This is a genomic window from Modestobacter italicus, from assembly GCF_000306785.1.
GTDB classification, from domain to species: Bacteria; Actinomycetota; Actinomycetes; order Mycobacteriales; family Geodermatophilaceae; genus Modestobacter; species Modestobacter italicus.
Genome location: NC_017955.1, coordinates 324,982 through 345,126 on the forward strand (window position 1 = coordinate 324,982; position 20,145 = coordinate 345,126).

Annotated in this window: 17 protein-coding genes and 1 tRNA gene; 11 read left to right on the forward strand and 7 right to left on the reverse strand. The window is 73.6% G+C overall.

The window, feature by feature from the left end; genetic code table 11:
* Positions 1-53 precede the first annotated feature (53 nt).
* The gene (locus MODMU_RS01585; protein ID WP_014738396.1) at positions 54-1,589 is read left to right on the forward strand and encodes an amidase; all 1,536 of its coding nucleotides are present in this window, start codon (positions 54-56) and stop codon (positions 1,587-1,589) included.
* A 53-nt stretch (positions 1,590-1,642) separates the two neighbouring features.
* Here MODMU_RS01585 and MODMU_RS01590 read toward each other — a convergent pair whose 3' ends face one another.
* Positions 1,643-3,685 carry an acyl-CoA dehydrogenase family protein gene (locus MODMU_RS01590; RefSeq protein WP_014738397.1) on the reverse strand — a complete coding sequence of 681 codons (2,043 nt, stop codon included), beginning with the start codon at positions 3,683-3,685 and terminating at the stop codon, positions 1,643-1,645.
* Positions 3,682-4,335 (reverse strand): TetR family transcriptional regulator, encoded by a 654-nt coding sequence (locus MODMU_RS01595; protein WP_014738398.1) that lies wholly within the window; start codon positions 4,333-4,335, stop codon positions 3,682-3,684. The genes MODMU_RS01590 and MODMU_RS01595 overlap by 4 nt, the downstream gene beginning before the upstream one ends.
* A 192-nt stretch (positions 4,336-4,527) precedes the next feature.
* Between MODMU_RS01595 and MODMU_RS01600 the strand changes: the two genes are divergently transcribed.
* The 6 genes from MODMU_RS01600 (at position 4,528) to MODMU_RS28015 (ending at position 11,597) form a co-directional block, all read left to right on the forward strand.
* On the forward strand, positions 4,528-5,805 hold the full coding sequence (locus tag MODMU_RS01600) for an acetyl-CoA C-acetyltransferase (protein WP_041795751.1): 1,278 nt from the start codon (positions 4,528-4,530) through the stop codon (positions 5,803-5,805).
* Between the two features lie 55 nt (positions 5,806-5,860).
* Positions 5,861-7,201, forward strand: a complete 1,341-nt coding sequence (locus MODMU_RS01605; RefSeq protein ID WP_014738400.1) for a 3-oxoacyl-ACP reductase — start codon at positions 5,861-5,863, stop codon at positions 7,199-7,201.
* On the forward strand, positions 7,201-8,046 hold the full coding sequence (locus tag MODMU_RS01610; RefSeq protein ID WP_014738401.1) for a MaoC family dehydratase: 846 nt from the start codon (positions 7,201-7,203) through the stop codon (positions 8,044-8,046). Before MODMU_RS01605 ends, MODMU_RS01610 begins: the two co-directional genes overlap by 1 nt.
* 189 nt (positions 8,047-8,235) lie before the next feature.
* A complete protein-coding gene (locus MODMU_RS01620; protein ID WP_014738402.1) occupies positions 8,236-10,197 on the forward strand; it encodes a fibronectin type III domain-containing protein in 1,962 nt (653 codons plus the stop codon).
* A gap of 198 nt (positions 10,198-10,395) precedes the next feature.
* The gene (locus tag MODMU_RS01625; RefSeq protein ID WP_014738403.1) at positions 10,396-11,430 is read left to right on the forward strand and encodes a class E sortase; all 1,035 of its coding nucleotides are present in this window, start codon (positions 10,396-10,398) and stop codon (positions 11,428-11,430) included.
* Between the two features lie 8 nt (positions 11,431-11,438).
* Complete coding sequence (locus tag MODMU_RS28015; protein ID WP_014738404.1) at positions 11,439-11,597, forward strand: hypothetical protein; 159 nt, start codon at positions 11,439-11,441, stop codon at positions 11,595-11,597.
* Between the two features lie 42 nt (positions 11,598-11,639).
* Here MODMU_RS28015 and MODMU_RS01630 read toward each other — a convergent pair whose 3' ends face one another.
* A complete protein-coding gene (locus MODMU_RS01630) occupies positions 11,640-13,424 on the reverse strand; it encodes a helicase-related protein (protein ID WP_014738405.1) in 1,785 nt (594 codons plus the stop codon).
* A 368-nt stretch (positions 13,425-13,792) separates the two neighbouring features.
* Here MODMU_RS01630 and MODMU_RS01635 point away from each other — a divergent pair, with 368 nt between their 5' ends.
* The 4 genes from MODMU_RS01635 (at position 13,793) to MODMU_RS28235 (ending at position 16,416) form a co-directional block, all read left to right on the forward strand.
* Positions 13,793-15,562, forward strand: coding sequence for an Ig-like domain-containing protein (locus tag MODMU_RS01635; protein WP_014738406.1), 1,770 nt, complete (start codon positions 13,793-13,795; stop codon positions 15,560-15,562).
* A gap of 107 nt (positions 15,563-15,669) precedes the next feature.
* Positions 15,670-15,756 (forward strand) — tRNA-Ser (locus MODMU_RS01640).
* Positions 15,757-16,010: 254 nt separating this feature from the next.
* Complete coding sequence (locus tag MODMU_RS01645; RefSeq protein ID WP_014738407.1) at positions 16,011-16,271, forward strand: hypothetical protein; 261 nt, start codon at positions 16,011-16,013, stop codon at positions 16,269-16,271.
* The gene (locus MODMU_RS28235; protein ID WP_014738408.1) at positions 16,264-16,416 is read left to right on the forward strand and encodes a hypothetical protein; all 153 of its coding nucleotides are present in this window, start codon (positions 16,264-16,266) and stop codon (positions 16,414-16,416) included. Before MODMU_RS01645 ends, MODMU_RS28235 begins: the two co-directional genes overlap by 8 nt.
* A gap of 68 nt (positions 16,417-16,484) precedes the next feature.
* Here the strand turns inward: MODMU_RS28235 and MODMU_RS01650 are convergent, their stop codons facing one another.
* The 4 genes from MODMU_RS01650 to MODMU_RS01665 form a co-directional block, all read right to left on the reverse strand.
* Positions 16,485-17,600 (reverse strand): site-specific integrase, encoded by a 1,116-nt coding sequence (locus tag MODMU_RS01650; protein WP_051143901.1) that lies wholly within the window; start codon positions 17,598-17,600, stop codon positions 16,485-16,487.
* A 90-nt stretch (positions 17,601-17,690) separates the two neighbouring features.
* Positions 17,691-17,912 carry an excisionase family DNA-binding protein gene (locus MODMU_RS28970; RefSeq protein WP_014738410.1) on the reverse strand — a complete coding sequence of 74 codons (222 nt, stop codon included), beginning with the start codon at positions 17,910-17,912 and terminating at the stop codon, positions 17,691-17,693.
* 331 nt (positions 17,913-18,243) lie between these two features.
* Positions 18,244-18,456 carry a hypothetical protein gene (locus tag MODMU_RS01660; RefSeq protein ID WP_014738411.1) on the reverse strand — a complete coding sequence of 71 codons (213 nt, stop codon included), beginning with the start codon at positions 18,454-18,456 and terminating at the stop codon, positions 18,244-18,246.
* 493 nt (positions 18,457-18,949) lie between these two features.
* Complete coding sequence (locus tag MODMU_RS01665) at positions 18,950-20,008, reverse strand: IS110 family RNA-guided transposase (protein ID WP_014738412.1); 1,059 nt, start codon at positions 20,006-20,008, stop codon at positions 18,950-18,952.
* Between the last annotated feature and the right edge of the window lie 137 nt (positions 20,009-20,145).

Genomic DNA, 20,145 nt, shown 5'->3' on the forward strand with positions numbered 1-20,145 from the left:
GACCGCACGCCCCGACCGGTCACCGCGGTGCCCGGACCCCCCAGGAGGCACCCATGGCCATCCGCCGGCCGGACACCCAGGACGTCGCCGCGCTCGCCGAGAGCTACGGCATGCACCCCGGCGAGGACGCCGTGGCCACCTACACGGCCCTCATCGACGGCTCGCTGGTCTCCTACGACGCGGTCGAGGAGCTCTACGCCGCGATCGCGCCGCAGGCGCCGGCGGGCCGGTCCGGGCAGCGTCCGGACGACGACGCGAACCCGCTGGGCGCCTGGTACGTGCGGACCGAGATCACCGGCGCCCCCGACGGCCCGCTGGCCGGGCGGACGGTGGCGGTCAAGGACAACACCGCGGTCGCCGGCGTCCCGATGATGAACGGCTCGCACACCCTGGAGGGCTTCGTGCCCACCCGGGACGCCACCGTGGTGAGCCGGCTGCTCGCCGCCGGCGCCACCATCACCGGCAAGTCCGTCTGCGAGGACCTCTGCTTCTCCGGCGGCAGCCACACCTCGGTGACCGGCCCGGTGCGCAACCCCTGGGACCGGAGCCGGACCACCGGCGGCAGCTCGAGCGGCAGCGGCGCGCTGGTCGCCGCCGGCGAGGTGGACCTCGGCCTCGGCGGCGACCAGGGCGGGTCGATCCGGATGCCGGCCGCCTTCTGCGGCGTGGTCGGGCACAAGCCGACCTTCGGGCTGGTGCCCTACACCGGCGCCTTCCCGATCGAGCTGACCATCGACCACCTCGGCCCGATCACCCGCACCGTCGCCGACGCCGCCCTGGCGCTCGACGTCCTGGCCGGCCGGGACGGTCTCGACCCGCGGCAGCCGGCCGACCTGGCGCCCGAGCAGTACGCGGCCGCGCTCGGCGGGGACGTCGCCGGCCTGCGGGTGGGCGTGGTGACGCAGGGCTTCGGCTGGGAGGGGCTGTCCGAGCCCGGCGTCGACGAGACGGTGCGCGCCGCCGCGGCCCGGCTGGGGGAGCTGGGCATCGAGGTGGTCGAGGTCGACCTGCCGTGGCACCGGCACGCGCTGCACGTCTGGAACGTGATCGCCACCGACGGCGCGGCGGTGCAGATGGTCGAGGGCAACGGCTACGGCCACAACTGGGACGGGTTCTACGACCCGGAGCTGATCGCCCACTACGGGCGGCAGAGCCGGGCGGTGGCCGACCGGTGGTCGCCGACGGTGACCCTGGTGGCGCTGGCCGGGCGGTGGTCGGCGCAGCAGGAGCAGACCCGGCACTACGCGATGGCCCGCGACCTCGTCGTCGAGGTCCGGGCGCAGTACGACCGGGCGCTCGCCGACGTCGACCTGCTGCTGATGCCGACCGTGCCGATGGTCGCCCCGCTGATCCCCGCCGCCGACGACCCGCTCGAGGTCCAGGTGGCCCGGGCGCTGGAGATGATCGTCAACACCGCGCCGTTCGACGTCAGCGGGCACCCGGCGACCAGCGTCCCGGCCGGGCTCTCCGACGGGCTGCCGGTCGGGATGATGCTGGTCGGCCGGCGCTTCGAGGACACCACCTGCCTGAAGGTGGCCCATGCCTTCGAGCAGATCGTTGGCGGCTTCCCCGCCCCGCCCACCGCCTGACCCGGTTTCGGCGCCGAACCCTCGTCCGGTCTCGGCGCCGAAACCTGCTCCTCTTACTGGGCGGGGGCCATCTGCAGGTCGGTGGCGGTGGCGTCCTGCTGGGGCTCGGCGCCGGCCGCGCGCAGGGCGGCGTCGTGCTCGGCCATGGCCTGCTGGCGGCCCGGCTCCTCGGCCAGGACGGCGCAGTTGAGCCAGGCCTCGGGGACGGCGAAGGCGTCGACCAGCGTCCGCATGTGCGGGCGCAGCTCGCCGAGCAGGTCGTTCACCGCGCCGGTCAGCGCCTTGGCGCGGGTGGGGGTGAGCCGGCCGTGCTCCAGGAACCAGCCCTTGTCCGCCTCGATCGTGCTCAGCGCGTACAGGTCGCAGACCCGGCTCAGCAGCGCGCGGGCGGCCGGGTCGGCCGTGCGCTCGATGCCGGCGACGAAGGCCTCCAGCACGATCCGGTCGATGTGCGCCTGCGCGGCCGCCAGCACGTGGTCCTGCACGTCGTTGAAGACGTCGAACGGACGCGTCCCCGGCGTCGCCGCGCCCTTGCGCAGCCGCTTGATCGCGCCGCCCAGCACGTGCTTCTCCCGGTCCTCCAGCGCCCGGAGCTGCCAGCCGCGGTCGGTGAGGGCGACGTCGTCGTCCCGGCCGGGGACGGCGTCGACGAGCCGCTGGATCAGCGCCCGGGCGGCGGTGCGCTCCAGCACCGTCTCGCGCACCTGCTCGGCGACGAACTGCGCGCGGCCCCAGCCGTCCAGCGAGCCGAAGGCGTCCCGGTAGCCGGTGAGCAGGCCCTTGGCGACCAGCTGCAGCAGGACGGTGTTGTCGCCCTCGAAGGTGGTGAACACGTCGGTGTCGGCCTTGAGCGCCGGCAGCCGGTTCTCGGCCAGGTAGCCGGCGCCGCCGCAGGCCTCGCGGGCCAGCTGGATGGTCCGGGTGGCGTGCCAGGTGTTCGCGACCTTGAGCCCGGCGGCCCGCGACTCCAGCTCGCGCTGCGCCGCCTCGTCGACCTCGCCGGCGCCCAGCACGTCGTGCATCCGGGAGACGAGCTCCTCCTGGGCGAAGTGCAGCGCGTACGTCGTCGCCAGGGCGGGCAGCAGCTTGCGCTGGTGCACCCGGTAGTCGTTGACCACGACCTCCCGGTCCTCGCCCGGGGCGGCGAACTGGCGGCGGACGTCGCCGTAGCGGACGGCGATCTCCAGCGCCACCTTCGTCGCCGAACCGGCCGAGCCGCCGACGCTGACCCGACCGCGCACCAGCGTGCCGAGCATGGTGAAGAAGCGCCGGGTCTCGTTGGCGATGGTCGAGGTGTACGTGCCGTCGGCGGCGACCTGGCCGTAGCGGTCCAGCAGCATGTCCCGCGGGACGGTCACGTGGTCGAAGCTGAGCCGGCCGTTGTCGACGCCGAGCAACCCGGCCTTGGGGCCGTCATCGCCGATCGTGACACCCGGCATGGGCGCGCCGTCCTCGTCGCGGATCGGCACGAGGAAGGCGTGCACGCCCCGGCCCTCGCCGAGGGTGACCAGCTGCGCGAAGACGACCGCCATCCGGCCGTCCTGCGCCGCGTTGCCGATGTAGTCCTTGCGGGCGGCCTCGTGCGGGGTGTGCAGGTCGAAGGTCTGCGTGGCCGGGTCGTAGGTGCACGTCGTCCGCAGCTGCTGGACGTCGGAGCCGTGCCCGGTCTCGGTCATCGCGAAGCAGCCCGGCAGCGCGAAGCTCATGATGTCGGGCAGGTAGGCGTCGTGCTGGCGCTTCGTGCCCAGCGCCTGGACGGCGCCACCGAACAGCCCCCACTGGACGCCGGCCTTGACCATCAGCGACAGGTCGGCGAAGGCGAGCATCTCCACCGACACCACCGAGCCGCCGGCGTCGTCCGCGCCGCCGTACTTGCGGGGGAAGCCGAGGGAGACCCGGCCGGTGGCGGCGAGCTCCCGGGTCAGCGCGGTCACCCGCTCCCGCGCCTGCGGCATCGACTCGCCGTAGACCGGCGCGTACCGGGCGCTGCCGAGCTGCTCCCGCGCGTCGCGGCGGACCTGCGCCCACCGGCCGTCGAGGACCTCGGTCAGCCGCGCGGGGTCGACCGGGGTGAGGGGGGCGGGGGTGCTGGTCACGGGTTCTCCTCCAGGGTGCGCGGAGCGGGGGTCACGACGCCGGACAGGCCGACCCAGGCGAGGTCGGTCAGCTGTGCGGCGAGCTGCGGGCGGGGCACGGGGCGGTCGGCGCGCAGCCACCAGTCGGCGGCGGCGCGGACCAGGCCGATGACGCCGTGCCCCCAGGCGGCGGCCGGTGCGGTGTCCTGGCCGGCCCGGGCCAGGAAGTCGGCCACCAACCGGCCCACCTCGTCACCGACCAGCGTGGACAGGGTCCGGATGGGGTCGCTGCCGTCGTCGCCGGCCGGGGAGTGGGTGACGACGAAGCGGTAGACCTCGGGGTCGGCCTCGAGGAAGGCCAGGTAGGTGTCGACGGCGGCCGCGACCATCTGCCGCGGGTCGGAGCTGCTGCCCATCGCCTCGCGCAGCTTGCGGGTGAGCTGGGTGGCGACCCGTTCGCAGACCGCGACGTGCAGCTCGTTGCGGTCGGCGAAGTGCCGGTAGACGACGGTCTTGCTCGTGCCCGCCTCGGCCGCGATCTCCTCCATGCCGACGGCGGCGCCCACCCGGCCGACCGCGGTCAGCGTGGCGTCGACGAGCTGCTCGCGGCGGGCGCGGCGGTGCTCGTCCCACCGGGAGTCGCGCCGGTCGCGCCGCGTCGTCTCCTTCACGCTACCGACGGTACCTGATACCTTCGGTACCGCTCACCCCACTCACCCTTCCGTGCCAGACGCGCCTCTGGCGGCACCACTTACCGCCAAGAGCACGCCTGTGGCGGAAGCACTCCCCGCCGAGAGCGTGCTCTGGGCGGGACAGCAGTCCGCGTCGGGCGCGTGTCCGGCGTCCTCGACCCGGAGGTCCCCATGCCAGCCACTCGCCAGGCCGCGATCGTCGGCGGCAACCGCATCCCGTTCGCCCGCAGCAACCGCGCCTACGCCCGGGCCAGCAACTCCGGCATGCTCACCGCGACCATCGACGGGCTCGTCGCCCGGTTCGGGCTGCAGGGCGAGGCGGTCGGTGAGGTCGTCGCCGGCGCCGTCCTCAAGCACTCCCGCGACCTCAACCTGACCCGCGAGGCCGTCCTCGGCTCGCGGCTGTCCGCGGCCACGCCGGCCTACGACGTCGCGCAGGCCTGCGGCACGGGGCTGGAGGCCGCCGTCCTGGTCGCCAACAAGATCGCGCTGGGGCAGATCGAGTCCGGGATCGCCGGCGGGGTCGACACGACGTCGGACGCGCCGCTCGCGGTGAACGAGGAGCTGCGCCGCACGCTGCTGAGCCTGAACTCGGCCCGGACGCTGAAGCAGCGGCTGGCGGCGCTGGCCCGGATCCGCCCCGGGCAGCTCGTGCCGGAGGCGCCGCGCAACGCCGAGCCGCGGACCGGTCTGGCGATGGGCGACCACGCGGCGATCACGGCCGCGGAGTGGGAGATCGGCCGCGAGGAGCAGGACGAGCTGGCCGTCCGGTCGCACCGGGCGCTCGCGGCCGCCTACGACCGCGGCTTCTTCGACGACCTGGTGACGCCGTTCCTCGGCCTGACCCGGGACGACAACCTGCGGCCGGACTCCTCGGTGGAGAAGCTGTCGACGCTGAAGCCGGTGTTCGGCGGGCCCGAGGGCACGATGACGGCCGGCAACTCGACCCCGCTCACCGACGGCGCGTCCGCCGTCCTGCTGGCCTCGGACGAGTGGGCGGCCGCGCACGGCCTGCCGGTGCTCGCGCACCTCGTCGACGCGCAGACCGCCGCGGTCGACTTCGTGCACGGCGGCGAGGGGCTGTTGATGGCGCCCGTCCACGCCGTCCCGGTGCTGCTCGCCCGCAACGGGCTGACCCTGCAGGACTTCGACTTCTACGAGGTCCACGAGGCCTTTGCCTCCACGGTGCTCGCGACGCTGAAGGCGTGGGAGGACCCGGCGTACTGCAAGGACACGCTGGGGTTGGACGCCCCGCTGGGTGCGATCGACCGGACGAAGCTCAACGTCAACGGCTCGTCGCTGGCGGCTGGCCACCCCTTCGCCGCGACCGGCGGCCGGATCGTGGCGTCGCTGGCCAAGCAGCTGCAGGAGGCGGGCCCGGGCAAGCGCGGCCTGATCTCCATCTGCGCCGCCGGTGGCCAGGGCGTCGTCGCTGTCCTCGAGTCCTGACCCCACCCCCTGCAGGTTTCGGCGCCGAAACCGGCAACGACGCAAGGACGACGACATGAGCGACTGGTACCGCGACTTCGCCAACTCCGGCCTCGGCGGCACGATCACGACGCAGCTGGGGTTGCCCCGGCCGGCGGAGCTGCGCCGGTACGAGCCCGGTCAGCCGCTGCTGCCCGGCCCGGCCGTGGTCGGCTCGGCCGGGCAGGGACGGCTGCGCGACCAGCTGACCGCGCTGCTGATCGAGGCCGGTATCACGGTCAGCAACCCGGCCGAGGACGGCGAGCGGCTGTCCGCCGTCCTGCTCGACGCCACCGGGCTCACCGGCCCCGCTGACCTGGCCGGGGCGCACGCGCTGCTCGCCCCGGCGGTGCGGCGGCTGGCGCCGAGCGGCCGGGTGCTGGTCCTCGCCGACCCGCCGGCCGACGCAGGCGACCCCGCCCAGGCCGCGGCCCGGCAGGCGCTCGAGGGCCTGGTCCGCTCTCTGGCCAAGGAGCTGCGGTCCGGCGCGACGGCCAACCTGGTGCTCGTGCCCGCCGGCGCCGAGGACGGCCTGGCCGGCCCGGTGCGGTTCTTCCTCTCCGGCCGCTCGGCCTACGTCGACGGCCAGGTGCTGACCCTGGCGCCGGCGGACCTGCCCGCCGCCGAGGACGTCGACCGGCCGCTCGCCGGCAAGGTCGCCGTCGTCACCGGCGCGGCGCGCGGCATCGGCGCGGCCATCGCCCGGGTGCTGGCCCGCGACGGCGCGCACGTGGTCGCCGTCGACGTCCCGGCGGCGGGGGAGCAGCTGGCCCAGGTCGCCAACGAGGTGCACGGGACGGCGGTGGCCCTGGACGTCACCGCCGCGGACGCCGGTCCGCGGCTGGCCCGCCAGCTGGTCGCGCGGCACGGCGGGGTGGACGTCGTGGTGCACAACGCCGGCATCACCCGGGACAACCTGCTGGTCAACATGGACGCCGACCGCTGGAACTCGGTGATGGCGGTCAACCTGCAGGCCCAGCTCGACCTCACCGCGGCGCTGCTGGCGACCGAGGGTGCGCTCCGGCCCGCCGCCCGGGTGGTGAGCGTCAGTTCGCAGTCCGGCATCGCCGGGAACCGCGGGCAGACCAACTACGCGGCGTCCAAGGCCGGGATCATCGGCATGGTGCGCGCCTGGGCGCCCGCGTTCGCCGAGCGCGGCGCCACCATCAACGCGGTCGCGCCGGGCTTCATCGTCACCGAGATGACGGCGCGGATGCCGCTCGGCACCCGCGAGGTCGGCGCACGGCTCAACTCGCTGCAGCAGGGAGGGCTGCCGGTGGACGTCGCCGAGACGATCGCCTGGCTCGCCCAGCCGGGCAGCAGCGGGGTCAACGGCCAGGTCGTGCGGGTGTGCGGCCAGTCGCTGCTCGGCGCCTGATGACGACGACGCTCGACGCGCAGCCGGACATGACGGCGCTGCTGGTCCGCGCCGCGCTCACCGCCCGCGGCCGTGGCGGTGACCTGCCGACCACCCGGCTGGCCCGGGAGGGCGTGCGGGTCGACCCGGGCCGGCTGGCCGACTACGACGAGGTGTGCCGGTTCCCGCTCAGCGACACCCTCCCGGTGACCTTCCCGCACGTGCTCACATTCCCGCTGCAGGTCGCGCTGATGACGGACCGGTCGTTCCCGCTGGCGCTGCCCGGGCTGGTGCACGTGCGCAACGTGATCGAGCAGGTCCGGCCGATCAGCTCGGCCGAACCGCTCGACCTGCAGGTGTGGGCCGAGCGGCTGGCCGCCCATCGCAGCGGCGCGACGGTCGACCTGTGCGCGTCGGTCTCGGTCGGTGGGGCTGAGGTGTGGCGCGGGCGGTCGACCTACCTGGCCCGCGGCGCCGCCGCGCCGGAGGGTTCGCCGCAGGCCGATCTGGACGTGTCCGTCGGCGAGCTCGCGCGGACGACGGCCCGGTGGCGGGTGCCCGCCGACGCCGGCCGGCGCTACGCCAGGGTCTCCGGCGACGTGAACCCGATCCACCTGTCCGGCCTGACCGCGCGCGCCTTCGGCTTCCGGCGGGCCATCGCGCACGGCATGTGGGTGCAGGCACGCGCGCTGGCGGCGCTGTCCGGCCGGATGCCCGACGCGCCCACCGTGGACGTCGCCTTCCGGAAGCCGCTGTTCCTCCCCGCGACCGTCGTGCTGGCGATGGCAGCGGCGGCCTCGGGGTGGGACCTCACCGTCCGGGACGCCGGGACGGGCACCGAACACCTGGTCGGCGCAGTCCGCTAGAGCCGGTCGATCGTTGTCGTTTCTTGCCGACAAACCGACCGGATCGGCCCACATAACGATCCAGTAACGTGCCGTAACACACGCTCGCGGCGTAGATGTGTCGCACCTGTGCGCATGGTGTTGTCACTTCGCGCCCGGATCACCGGGGCACATGCCACCCGGTAGTCCGGGTTGATTCGGGGAGACGACGTGAGCATCAAGAGCCCTGCGCGGCGTTGGAGCGGCCTGCTGGCCGTCGGCACCATCGCTGCCTCCACTGCTGTCATGAGCATGGCCGGGGTCGCCCAGGCCGCGCCGACCACCACCACGGACGCGAACTGCGGCCCGGTCACCAGCGACCCGGCCGCGGACGCCCGCGCCGCCGCCGACAAGGCCGCCGCCGCTGCCGCGCTCGCCAAGGACGCGGCCGACAAGGCCGGTGCAGCTGCGGTCGTCGCCCAGGACGCCGCCAAGTCGGCCGCCGACGCCTCCGTGGCAGCCGCCGCCACCGCCGCGTCGGCTGTCACCGCTGCCGCAGCCGCGCAGTCGGCCGTCGACGCCGCGCAGGTCGCCTACGACGCCGCGAAGGCCACCTACGACGCCGCGTCGGCTGAGGTCGCGCTGGCCGAGCAGAACCTCGCCACCGCCACCGAGGATGCTGCCGCCGCCAAGACCGCCTCGGACAACGCGGCCGAGGCCGCCGCCGAGGCGGAGCAGAAGAACATCCAGTCGCACATCGCTGAGGCGGACGCCGGCCAGGCCTACATGGACGCCTCCTCGGAGGCAGCGATTGCGCGGGACAACGCGCAGTCGGCGGCCGAATACCTCCAGACGATCAATGACGACCCGTCGTCGACCGACCAGGACAAGGCCGATGCCCAGGCCGCGGTGGAGTCCGCCGACGCTGCTGTCACTGCCGCTGCCAACGCCGAGGCCTCCGCGTTCCAGGCTGCCGCCCTGGCATCGACGCTGGCGTCCGCCGACTACCAGGCCTGGCAGGCGGCGCTGACCAGCGCGAGCGAGCTCGCAACCGCCGCGACCGCTGCTCAGAGCGCCGCTGAGACCGCCAAGACCGCTGCCGACGAGGCCGCGGCCGACGCCGTCGCCCCCAAGGCCGCCGCCGACGAGGCGAAGGCCAACCTCGACGAGGCCAAGGCTGCCAAGGCCACCGCCGACGAGCTCGTCACCTCCACCGCCGCGACCGCGACGGCCAAGGCCACCGCCGCGACCGCGGCCGCCACCGCCGCGGACACCGCCAAGGCCGCTGCTGACAAGGCCGCTGCCGACGCCACGGCCTCGCAGGCTGCCGCCGACGCGGCCAAGGCGGCGGCCGACGCCTACGACTCCCCGCTGTACACCGGTGGCAGCTCCTCCTCGGCGATCAGTGTGATCGCCGCTGGCGACTGCGGCACCGAGGTCCCCGGCGTCGTCGTCGCCGCGCCGGTGAACGTCAAGGCCTCCGTGGGCACCTCCTCGATCAACGTCACCTGGGACGCCCCGGCCGACACGACCGGCATCGCCGGCTACGAGGTCTTCGCCCTCCCGGGTGCCGAGCCGCAGAGCAGCGCCGGTCTGGTCACCTGCGTCGTCGACGCCGACGGGCGCGCCTGCCTGCTGGGTGTCGAGGCAGGCCAGCAGTACACCGTCGGCGTCCACGCCTTCGACACCGAGGGCAACCTGGGTGAGTCCGGCGAGTTCATCGTCACCGGCGTCGTCCCGGCCCCGACGGTCGCCAAGTCCGTCCCGGCCGGCAACGCCGAGCTGAAGTCGAAGGACGGGTCGGTCGACAAGGTCACCGCCGGCCAGAAGATGACCTTCGTCGGCAGCGGCTACCTGCCCTTCTCCACCGTCACCCTGGTCGTCTACTCCGAGCCCCAGGTGGTCGGGACCGTCGTCGCCGACGAGAACGGCAACTTCACCGTCGACGTCACCATCCCGGCGAACCTGGTCAACGGCGAGCACAGCCTGGTGGCCACGGGTGTCGACGCCAACGGCAACCCCTACGTCCTGCGCGCTGACTTCACCGTCTCCGGTGGCGTCGCCTCCAGCGCCCAGCCGGGCGGGCTCGCCTACACCGGCGCCTCGATCGCACTGCCCATGCTCGGTGGCCTCACGGCCGTCGGTGTCGGTGGTGGCCTGCTCGTCGCGGCCCGGCGTCGCAAGAACGCCTGATCCACACCGCCGGTAGGCGGTAGCACCAACCCGTCGGGCCCTGCTCCTCTCCGGAGCAGGGCCCGACTCGTTTCCCGGGGACCACACCCGTCCCCCGACACCTCGCAGGCCCCGCGAGCTGCCGGGGATCGCGTCAGAGCTCGCCTACGCTTCTCCCGGCGCGCAGTCGTTGCGGGCGGCACAGCAACGGGGGAGTGCATGTCGGACCCGGACCAGGGCCTGCAGTCGGGCCGGACCCAGCGGTGGGACCGGGTCCCCGAGCTCGGCGGACCGTCCGTCCCGGGGCGCCCGCCGGTTCCCCCGCGCCGCGTCGCGGAGCCCGCGGCCGTCGCCCGGGACCAGCACGCCGAGCCGGCCACCGCGTGGCACGCGCCGGCGCCGGTCACCACCGTCGTCCCGCAGCAGCACCCCGACCCGATCTGGGACGCCGCCGACTCCGCCGACGACGGCGAGTGGGCCTTCGCCTGGGAGGACGACGACGAGTGGGACGACGAGCCGGTGCGGCAGCGTGACCCCCTCTGGCGGCTCCTGGTCCGCGGTGCCGGCGAGCTGCTGGTCACCGCGGGCCTGGTCGTGCTGCTGTTCGTCGTCTACGAGGTCTACGTGACCGACCTGCTCAACGACCGCACGCAGGGCAACCTCGCCGAGCAGATCCGCGACCAGTGGGACCAGGCGTCGGCGGCACCGGAGAACCTGGTGGCCCCCGCGGTCGGCGAGCCGCTCGCCATCCTGCACGTCCCGCGGCTCGGGGAGGACTACTCGCGCGTGGTCCTGGAGGGCGTCAGCGAGGAACAGCTGGCCGAGGGGCCGGGGCACTACATCGGCACCGCGCTGCCCGGGCAGCAGGGGAACCTGGCCATCGCCGGGCACCGGGTGGGCAAGGGCTCGCCGTTCCTGGACACCGACAAGCTGGTCCCCGGCGACCCGATCGTCGTGGAGACCGCGCAGAACTGGTACGTCTACCGGGTCCTCGGCGACGCGGCCACCGGCGACTACACGACCGACGCGAGCGGCATCCCCGGGCAGCAGATCGTCAAGCCCGACGACGTCTCGGTGATCGCGCCGACCCCGGGCGCCGCCGGCGCGGCGCCCAGCGGGGCCTACCTGACGCTGACCACCTGCCACCCCAAGTACTCGGCGAAGCAGCGGCTGATCGTGCACGCCGCGCTGGACGGCGACCCGGTCAGCAAGGCCGAGTTCCCCGACGGCCCGCCGGCCCTGACCGAAGGCTGAGGAACACCGTGTACGGCTTCATCTGGCGGCACCTGCCCGGACCGACCGCGGCCCGGGCGGTGCTCGCGCTGGTCCTGCTCCTGGCGTTCGTCGCGCTGTTGCTGTTCGTCGTCTTCCCGTGGGTCGAGCCCCGGCTGCCGTTCAACGACGTGACCATCGACCAGTAGAGACAGAACGGCCCCGCTGCCGGAGGCAGCGGGGCCGAGCGGTCAGCGCCCGCTGCGGGAGGGGCGTCGACCCTGGCGTGATCCCGACCGGGAGCCCGGCCGGGGACGACGGGAGTCACGTCCGCCGCCCTCGCGCGCACCGCGGCCGGCCGGGCCGCGGGTGCTGCAGGGCCGGCAGGTGCTGAACCACGGGGCGATCGCGGTGCCGCACTCGCTGCACTTGCCGGAGCGGCCCAGCGAGATGGCACCGGGGAGCATCTCGGTGATCGTCTCCGAGCACTCCTCCTCGACCCAGGCGGCGTCGTCGCTGCTCAACCCGGCGACCCCGGGGAACTGGCGGAGCAGGGTCTGCGCGTCGCGCGCGGCGGCCGCGGTCTGCTCGAACTCCTCGACGCTGCCGCCGACCGGGAGGTCGGGGAGGATCAGCTCCGGCGGCACGGGCAGCCCGACGGCGTGCTGCAGGGCGGCCTTGGCCAGCACCAGCCAGCGGGTCCGCCGCGGCGGGTTGTAGTCGATCGCGAGGTTGACCAGCCGCCACACGGTCTCCAGGTCGCCGGCCGCGCCGAGCGGGCCGCGCAGCAGCGGCAGCAGGGCGTGCACCCGCAGCACGAGGCTGGTCACGTCGTCGGCGGTCATCGCCTGGTCGCGGGTGGCGGCCCGGGCCCAGGCCATCCACCGGGTCAGCGCCTCGGGCAGGTCGACCGCCTCGTGGGCGCCGAGGTCGTCGAGCTCCGGGCGCAGCCGGGGCGCCCGCTTGGGCAGGTCGCTCATCTCGTCGCCGCGGGCGACCGCGGCACCGGCACCGACCAGCGCGGCGACGGGCTTGAGCCCGCTGATCCCGATCAGGATGCCGACCTGGCCGTGCCCGGTCAGCCCGTACCGGCCGGCGCGCCCGGCGATCTGGGCGGCCTCCCAGGTGCGCAGCGGGCGCAGCTCCTGGCCGTCGAACTTCGTCGTCTCGGCGAAGAGCACCGTGGTCGCCGGCACGTTGATGCCGTGGCCGATGACGTCGGTGGTCACCAGCACGTCGAGCTCGCCGGTGGTGAACCGCTCGATGACCTCGCGGCGGGTGGCCGGCGGCAGCGCGCCGTAGAGGACGCCGACCTTGCCCGCGCGGTGCTGGTCCAGCTCCGCTGCGACGGCGTAGACCGTCTTGCGGGAGAAGGCGACGACCAGCGTCTGCGGACGGACGGCGTCCGGGCGGACCGGGCCGCGGAGGACGTCGAGGCGGGACAACCGCTTGTGGTTGACGACCTCGACCTGCTCGGCGTCGGCGACCAGCGGCTTGAGCACCAGGTAGGCCTCGGCCGCGGAGATCAGGTGCATCTCCTGGTACTCACCGGTGAGCAGGAGGCGGGCCCAGTGGTGGCCGCGGTCGGCGTCGGTGACCCAGTGCGCCTCGTCGAGCACCAGCATCCGGCCCCGGTCGGGGGCCTTCTCCACGGTGCAGCAGACGATCGGCGCGTTCGGGTCGATCTCCTCCTCGCCGGTGGACAGGCCGACGGTGCCGGCCGGCAGCTGGGCGGAGAGCTTGGCGTAGGCCTCGTGGGCCAGCTGCCGCAGCGGTGCGGCGTAGACACCGGAGCCGGCGGCGGCCAGTGCCTGCAGCGACTCGTAGGTCTTGCCGGAGTTGGTGGGGCCCAGGTGGAAGACGACGTGCTCGGGCCGGGTCGCCCGGGTGGGGAGCTCGGGGGCGGCGCCGTCGACCCAGATCTGCTGGGCGCGCTTCTCGTCGCGGGCGGCGGTCCGGTCGGCCTCGCGGGAGGCGGCCTCACGTGAGGCGCTGCGCTCGCGGCGACGGGCGGGGGCTTGCTGCGGGACGGTCACAGACGCGGGATGTCCTTCGGTGAGGGGCAGGCGGTGGGAGATCGACGCGCGCGTGCGCGGACCTGCACGGAAGTGGAACACCGCCGTTCCACACATCATGCCCGATCACGCGAGTGTGGTGGTCCCGGCTGGATCATAGGCACATCCTGACGGGGAAAGTGCGCCCTACGAATCGAGACCGGGCGTAATTGCTGGCAGAACCTGCCCGTGAACTGCGCGAATGTACACAGGTCACGTTTGCATAACGCGGCGCACCATCGGCTCGGCGGGGCGTGGCGGCGTCTGCGCCCGGTGGTCAGGTGCTCCCAGCACCCGGACGTCCGGGTAACGAGCCCGGCGTTCCGGGCACCATCCCCAGGGAGCTCGACGTGCGTCTCACGTCCCCGTCCCGTCGTGCGGCCGGCCTGCTGGCCGTCAGCGCGATCGGCCTGTCCACCGCCCTCCTGAGCGTCGCCGGCGTCGCCTCTGCCGAGCCGATCACCTCCATGCCGGCCGGCCCCAGCTACCAGTACGTCACGGCCGACACCGCTCTCACCGTCCCGTTCGGCGCCTGCGTCATCGACCTGGAGGTCAACGGCGGCAACGGTGGCTCGACGACCGGTCACGCCGGTGGGCTGGGCTTCTCGTACACCGTCAGCATCGACGTCCAGAAGGACGACGTCATCACGCTGAAGCCGGGCACGCGCGGTGCCGCGGCCGGCGCGGGCGGCACCTCGACCGTGGGGGCCGCGGGCGGCGACGGTGGCGAGCTCAGCACCGAGGAGCCCGGTGGCGCCGGCGGTGGCGCCGGCTCGGCGGTGCTGGTCAACGGCACGCTCGCTGTGGTGGCCGGGGGTGGTGGCGGTGCCGGCACCGGCGCCGCCGGTGGGGATTCGGGTGAGTGGGGGGAGAGCGTCGAGGCCTCCCTCGACATCGAGGACCCCGACTACGTCGACGACTGGGCGCAGGGTGGTGGCCCCGCAGCCGACTACAACGGGCCGACGACGGGCTTCGCGGGTGAGGCCGGGTCCACGGCCGAGGAGACCGAGTACTACGCCGACGGCCAGCCAGGCGGCGGCACCGACGCGGACGTCGCGGACGGCATCGCCGGTGCCGGTGGCGACGGCGCCCTGTGGGGCGCTGGCGGCGGTGGCGGCGGCATCTTCGGTGGCGGTGGCGGCGCGTCCGTCGGCGACACCAAGGGTGCCGGTGGCGGTGGTGGGAGCAACTACCTCGACGCCGACGTCGTGGACTACCTCGACTACGGCCTGGCGACCGCGGACACGGACGGGAGCATCGGCTACGCCTACGAGGAGTGCGCCCCGGAGACCGACCCCGGCACCGGCGGCGGCGGCACCACGAACCCCGGCACGGGCACCGGCACGACCCCGATCGACACCACCCCGGTGTTCACCCTCCCGGCCCCGGCCTCCGCGGGCCTGAAGGCCGGCGTCCAGTCGCTCACCTTCCAGTGGGCCCCGCCGTCGGACACCGAGGGCCTGACCGGTTACACGATGGAGGCCTACCTCCAGTACGACGAGAGCATCGACCCGGAGACGATCCCCGAGGGCACCGACTCCGTCCTCAGCTGTGACGCCCCGGCCACCGCGACCAGCTGCACCGTGCTCGCCGCGGCCGGCTACACCTACGCCGGCTTCGTCCAGACCGTCTACGGCGACGAGTACGGCGACTACGCCGACACCGGCGTCTCCGGCGTCGTCTCGGCCCCGGCCGCTCCCTCGGCCACGCTGCCCAAGGCCGACGGCGTGCTGACCAGCAGCGACAGCGACGGCAAGGTCGTCGCCGGCGAGCAGATCACCATCTCCGGCAAGGACTTCCTGCCCGGCTCCACGGTCGACCTGGTCGTCTACTCCACCCCGGTCGAGCTGGGCACCGCCACGGTCCTGGCGGACGGCACCTTCTCCGCGACGGTGACCCTGCCCAAGTCGCTCGAGAACGGCGTCCACCACCTGGTGGCCACCGGTGTCGACGTCAACGGCAACGTCCGCACCCTGGTCGTCGAGGTCACCGTCTCCGGTGGCACCGCCGTCCTGGCCCTCACCGGCTTCTCGGCCCTGCCGTACGCCGGTGCCGGCGCCCTGGCCCTCCTCGCCGGTGGCGGCCTCCTGGTCGTCTCCCGTCGTCGCCAGGCTGCCTGATCCCCGGTAGCAACCCGCACCACCTGCACGCCGACTCCGGCCCGTCCCGCACCCGCGGGGCGGGCCGGAGCCCGTTGCGGGCCGGGGCGCTAGCCTCAGCAGCGCCGGGAGGGCTCGCCTAGTGGCCGATGGCGGCGGTCTTGAAAACCGCTATGGGGTCAAACCCATCGTGGGTTCGAATCCCACGCCCTCCGCTCTGATCAGCGGTTTCGTCGTTGTTCGACCGGGCGTCGGGCTCCTGAGGGGGCTCAGCGCCCTCGTCGTGCCCGCTGCGTGCCCGTACGGTTCGCGCTCGTGCCCGCCGCCCGGAGGACGCCCGCGGCGACGACCTGGCGCCGACCAGGGGATCTCGGGCAAGATCCTCTTCTTCGCCACGCCCCCCATGTGGGAGCTGTGCCGATGCAAATGGCGGCACGAGTGCTCAAGCCGTCGGGACAGGAGGCGCTGGATGAAGAAGCACGAGCTGGACACAGGTAACACAGCCATGCGCAGGGGCGCATCGCTTCTGATCATCCCCGCCGGCTTGTTCGTTGCTGCTCTCGGCCTCTTCTCCGGCTCCCTGTCCACGGGACTGAGGATCTTCATCGTCGCCCTTGGCATCTGCTTCGCTGTAGCGGGGTGGTGGATCTTCGTCACGCTGAGCAAGATCCTGGCCCGGGAGAAGACCAACCAGGGTGGGTTGGTGCAGGAGGGCGATCGCGATGGCTGAGTGGCTGGCAGCGGCCTTCGGAGTGCTGCTGATCGTGGTCGCAGCCCTCGCCGGCGTTCAGCCGGGGGTGATCGCAATCGGTGCGGTGGCGGTGGTCATCGCCGTGGCCGCCTTCTTCATCAGGTCCCGCAAGAGCACCCGTTAGCTGCGATCGCTGCTCGCCGACATCTGTCGACCCTCGGCCTCCCTCGGGCGTCCTCGGGCTCTTGTGGTTCAGCGGGCTCGACGAGGCCGCTGCCTGTCCGGAGGGTTCGTCCTCGGGCCGGCCGCGAGGCGGCCCAGCCGTGCGGCGACCTCGGCGTCGCGTCGCTCGGCGGCGTGCTGGTAGATCATTGCCGCGCGCGACGACGAGTGGCCGGCCCGGCGCATCACCTCGGCGAGCGTGGCGCCGCTCTGTGCTGCCAGCGTGAGGCCGGCATGGCGCAGGTCGTGCAGGTGCGCCTCGGGCAGGGACGCCCGCTTCCGCGCCGTCTGCCAGGCCGCATGCACGTGATGCGCGCGGAGCAGGCTGCCATCGGGCCTGGCGAACAGCCGGTCGGTCGGGACAGTCGTCCCCCGCACTCGCAAATGCTCGTCCAATGCGTCGACACCCTGGTCGGGCAGGTGCACGGTCCGCTGGCTTCCCGCCTTCGGCGCGCTTTCCTCCGGTCCGGTGTCGGTCTCGACGACCTGTCGCCGCACAGACACCTTGCCCGCGTCCAAGTCGACGTCCTCGATGCGCAGAGCGACGAGCTCGCCCAGCCGCAGGTGCCCCCAAAAGGCGAGCTCGACCAGGCCGCGGAGATGGACGGGCATGTTGGCGGCGAGCTGTTGGACCTGCTCGAGGTCCAGCAGCGGCCGCTCGTCGCTCCGCGCCTGTCCGGCGCCGGTGATGCGGCACGGGTTGCGGGCCAGGGCGTCGTCCGCGACCGCGGTGGAGAGGATCGCGCGGAGGACGGCGTAGGCCTGGCGCGCGGCCGTCGGGCCCGTGGCAGCGGTGGTCTGGGCGTGCCACCGTCGTACGACGGCCGGCGTGATGCGGTCGAGGGGTAGATCTCCGAGGCTTGGCAGTACCCAGCGGTCGAGTGAGTGCTGGTAGGTCTCCCGGGTCCGGGTGGCCAGCGGACGGCCGCGGACGCTGCGCTCGGCGAGCCAGGACTGGCTGTACTCACGGAGCCGGACGCCGCTGCGGTGTGGATCGAGCCAGGCGCCTCGGGCCATGTCGACTTCGGTCGCGGCCAGGAAGCGGGCGGCGTCCGTCTTGGTCGCGAAGGTGGTGGGCGCGGACCGGTCCCTGCCGTCGGGTCCGGGGTAGCGGGCCTGCCAGCGACCGGAGGGCAGCTTGCGCACCCGCCCGAACCGCCGTCTGGCTGGAGGCACTCGGAAGCCCTTACCGACTAGACCGTGCGCGGCGGTGGGAGCTGCAGGACGTCGGGGTGGTCACCGTCGGCTGGTGGTCGGAGCTGCCGGCTCGACGACGCGCGCGTCCAGGTAGGCGTCGAGGTCGGACTGCCAGAAGCGCAGCGAGCGGCCGGCGTAGGTGAACCGGACCTTGCGTTCCGCGACCAGGCGGTAGATCAGTCGTCGGCCGCAGCGGAGGTATTCGGCAGCGCTGTCGACGTCGTGCAGTCGGCCGGTGGAGCGGGTGTTGTGGGTCGCCACGTCTGTCCCCTCGTACGCCGGTGAACGTTCGTCAAAGCACTCGGCGGCGTAGGTCGTGCATGGGATTCGCCGTCGTTGCCCTGTAGGCGCCGTGCGCCGCTGATCGGTGACATGGCTGCAGCCGGCCGGGCGAGCGCCAGCCGTGAGTGTCATTGCCCGCGGCCGTCTTGCGCCGGCGGGTTGGGTTCCCCGGATCGGACCTGGAGGCTGTGTACGGCTGGCCACAGGGGAGAAGGAAGTGGTGTAACGGCCGCCCCGTCAGGGCGGCGATGCGCGGGATGACGCGGTCTGGGATGTGTCACCCCGGCTGCTGGTCGGCCGGCTCGGAACGTCACCCCTGTCGGGTTCGGCGCTCGAAGGCGGCCAGGACCTCCCGCAGCGCGCCCGCAACGATGGGCAGGTCCCGGTCGTAGACGGCGCCACGATCCAGCTGCTGGCAGAGCTCGCGCAGAGTGTCACCCCACTCGCCGTGGCGCGGAACTCGCACCGCAGGGGTCGGGATGGAGATGACGACCGGCCGCTCGACGATCTCGACCGCTGCCAAGCCGGAAGCGGCGGCGCGCTTCTGCTCCCAAGCGCGCTTCCTGCATGTGGCCGAGCACCACTTGGGGACAGGCCCGCGGGTCCGGGGCGTGATCGGGCCCTGGCACCACCCACAGGTGGTCGCAGCAGCCCGACGCGCGCTGTCGGTCGCCCGAGCCGATAACGATTCGCGGGCTGGTTCTGGTCCTTGAGCTGTCGCCGCGCGCTCTTGCTCCTGACGTCGACGGCGTTCGCGCTCACGTCGGCGGGCTCTGTAGTCGCTGTTCCCTTTGTTGCTCATGCCCTTGAGGCTGGGGATCCCAGGTGCATCAACTCGTCACCACGATTTCGCGAGCGCCGGGTGAGCTCCTATGTGTCAACGCTGGTCGGGCGTAGCGTCCGGTTCGGCGGTGGGTGCGGTGGACTGGCCGTAGCGAAGATCAGGTTCGGGACTGCAAGCCTGTCGCGCAGCTGGCTTCGGCCGTAGAGACGCGTCCCGTTTGCCGCTGCCGCACTCACCGTCCCGGTGCGGCGGCGCCGGCCAGCTCCGGTAGCGGGTGAGCCGCGAGGTCGTCCTGCAGGGTCTTGTAGACGACGTCGGAGAGTCGTCGTTTGAGGCAGCGCAGGGCTTCCCGGCTGGTCTTCCCTTCGGCGCGTTTGCGCAGGTAGTAGGCCCGGCCCTCGGTGTCGGCGCGGATCTGGGTGATCGCGATCGTGTAGAGCACCCGGTTCAAGGTTCGGTTGCCTGAGCGGTTGAGCCGGTGCCGGGTGGTGCGCCCGGAGGAGGCCGGGATGGGGGCGGTGCCGTTGGCGGCGGCGAAGGCGTGCCGGGAGCGGTAGCGGCGGATGTCGGCGACCTCGCCGAGGATGGTGGCCGCGCCCACCGGGCCGACGCCGTAGAGGTCGGTCAGCCCGGTCTCGACCTCGGCGATCGCGGTGGTGATCAGCCCGGTGAGGTCCCGGATCTCGGCGGTGAGCTGGGCCAGGCGGATCAGCCGGCGGCGGGTCAGCTGCGCCCGCACGCTGGTGTCGCCGTCGAGCAGGTCTTGCGCGGCGGTGAGGAACGTCGGGGCGGTCAGCCGGGGGATGGTGGCCTGGTAGCCGGGCAGCAGGCCGTGCAGCTCGGAGTGGGTGCGGTTGGCCAGCGCGGTGCGCTCGGCCACCAGCTGGGCGCGGTAGTCCGCCAGCGCCCGCAGGTCCGCGGCCACGCCGATGGCCAACCGGACCGCCGGCAGCCCGGCCTCGCGGGCGGTGATCCGGGCGATGGCGACCGCATCGACCGGGTCGGTTTTGCCCTGCCCGGGCCGGCCCGAGCGTTCCCGGCTGGTCAGGCTCGGTGGTACTTCCACCACCTCCAGCCCGCCGGTGAGCACGAGGCGGACCGCGGCACCGCGGCCGTAGTTGCCCGAGCCCTCGATGCCCACCCGGGTCACCGTGTGCTCCTCCAGCAGCAGTTCCAGAGCGTCGAAGCCGGCCTCGGTGTTGGCCAGCTCAGTGACCACCGCCGGGCGGCCGGTGTCATCGATGACCGCGACGGCGAGGGTGTCTTTGTGGGTGTCGATCCCGGCGAGCATGCGTCTCCATCCCGGTCCAGCGAGCTGGCGAACCGCCGGTGCCCGGGCGCAGCGCATGCATCTGCGGGCCGCCGTGAGCCCATGCTCCTATCAAGCGTCAGCCGCCCGGACCTCGGCGAACGTCACCGGCGGGCACT

Bases quoted from the DNA above. Each gene is read 5' to 3' on its own strand.
- MODMU_RS01585 (WP_014738396.1), top strand. From the start codon at position 54: ATGGCCATCCGCCGGCCGGACACCCAGGACGTCGCCGCGCTCGCCGAG.
- MODMU_RS01600 (WP_041795751.1), top strand. From the start codon at position 4,528: ATGCCAGCCACTCGCCAGGCCGCGATCGTCGGCGGCAACCGCATCCCG.
- MODMU_RS01605 (WP_014738400.1), top strand. From the start codon at position 5,861: ATGAGCGACTGGTACCGCGACTTCGCCAACTCCGGCCTCGGCGGCACG.
- MODMU_RS01610 (WP_014738401.1), top strand. From the start codon at position 7,201: ATGACGACGACGCTCGACGCGCAGCCGGACATGACGGCGCTGCTGGTC.
- MODMU_RS01625 (WP_014738403.1), top strand. From the start codon at position 10,396: ATGTCGGACCCGGACCAGGGCCTGCAGTCGGGCCGGACCCAGCGGTGG.
- MODMU_RS01645 (WP_014738407.1), top strand. From the start codon at position 16,011: ATGAAGAAGCACGAGCTGGACACAGGTAACACAGCCATGCGCAGGGGC.
- MODMU_RS28235 (WP_014738408.1), top strand. From the start codon at position 16,264: ATGGCTGAGTGGCTGGCAGCGGCCTTCGGAGTGCTGCTGATCGTGGTC.
- MODMU_RS01665 (WP_014738412.1), bottom strand. From the start codon at position 20,008: ATGCTCGCCGGGATCGACACCCACAAAGACACCCTCGCCGTCGCGGTC.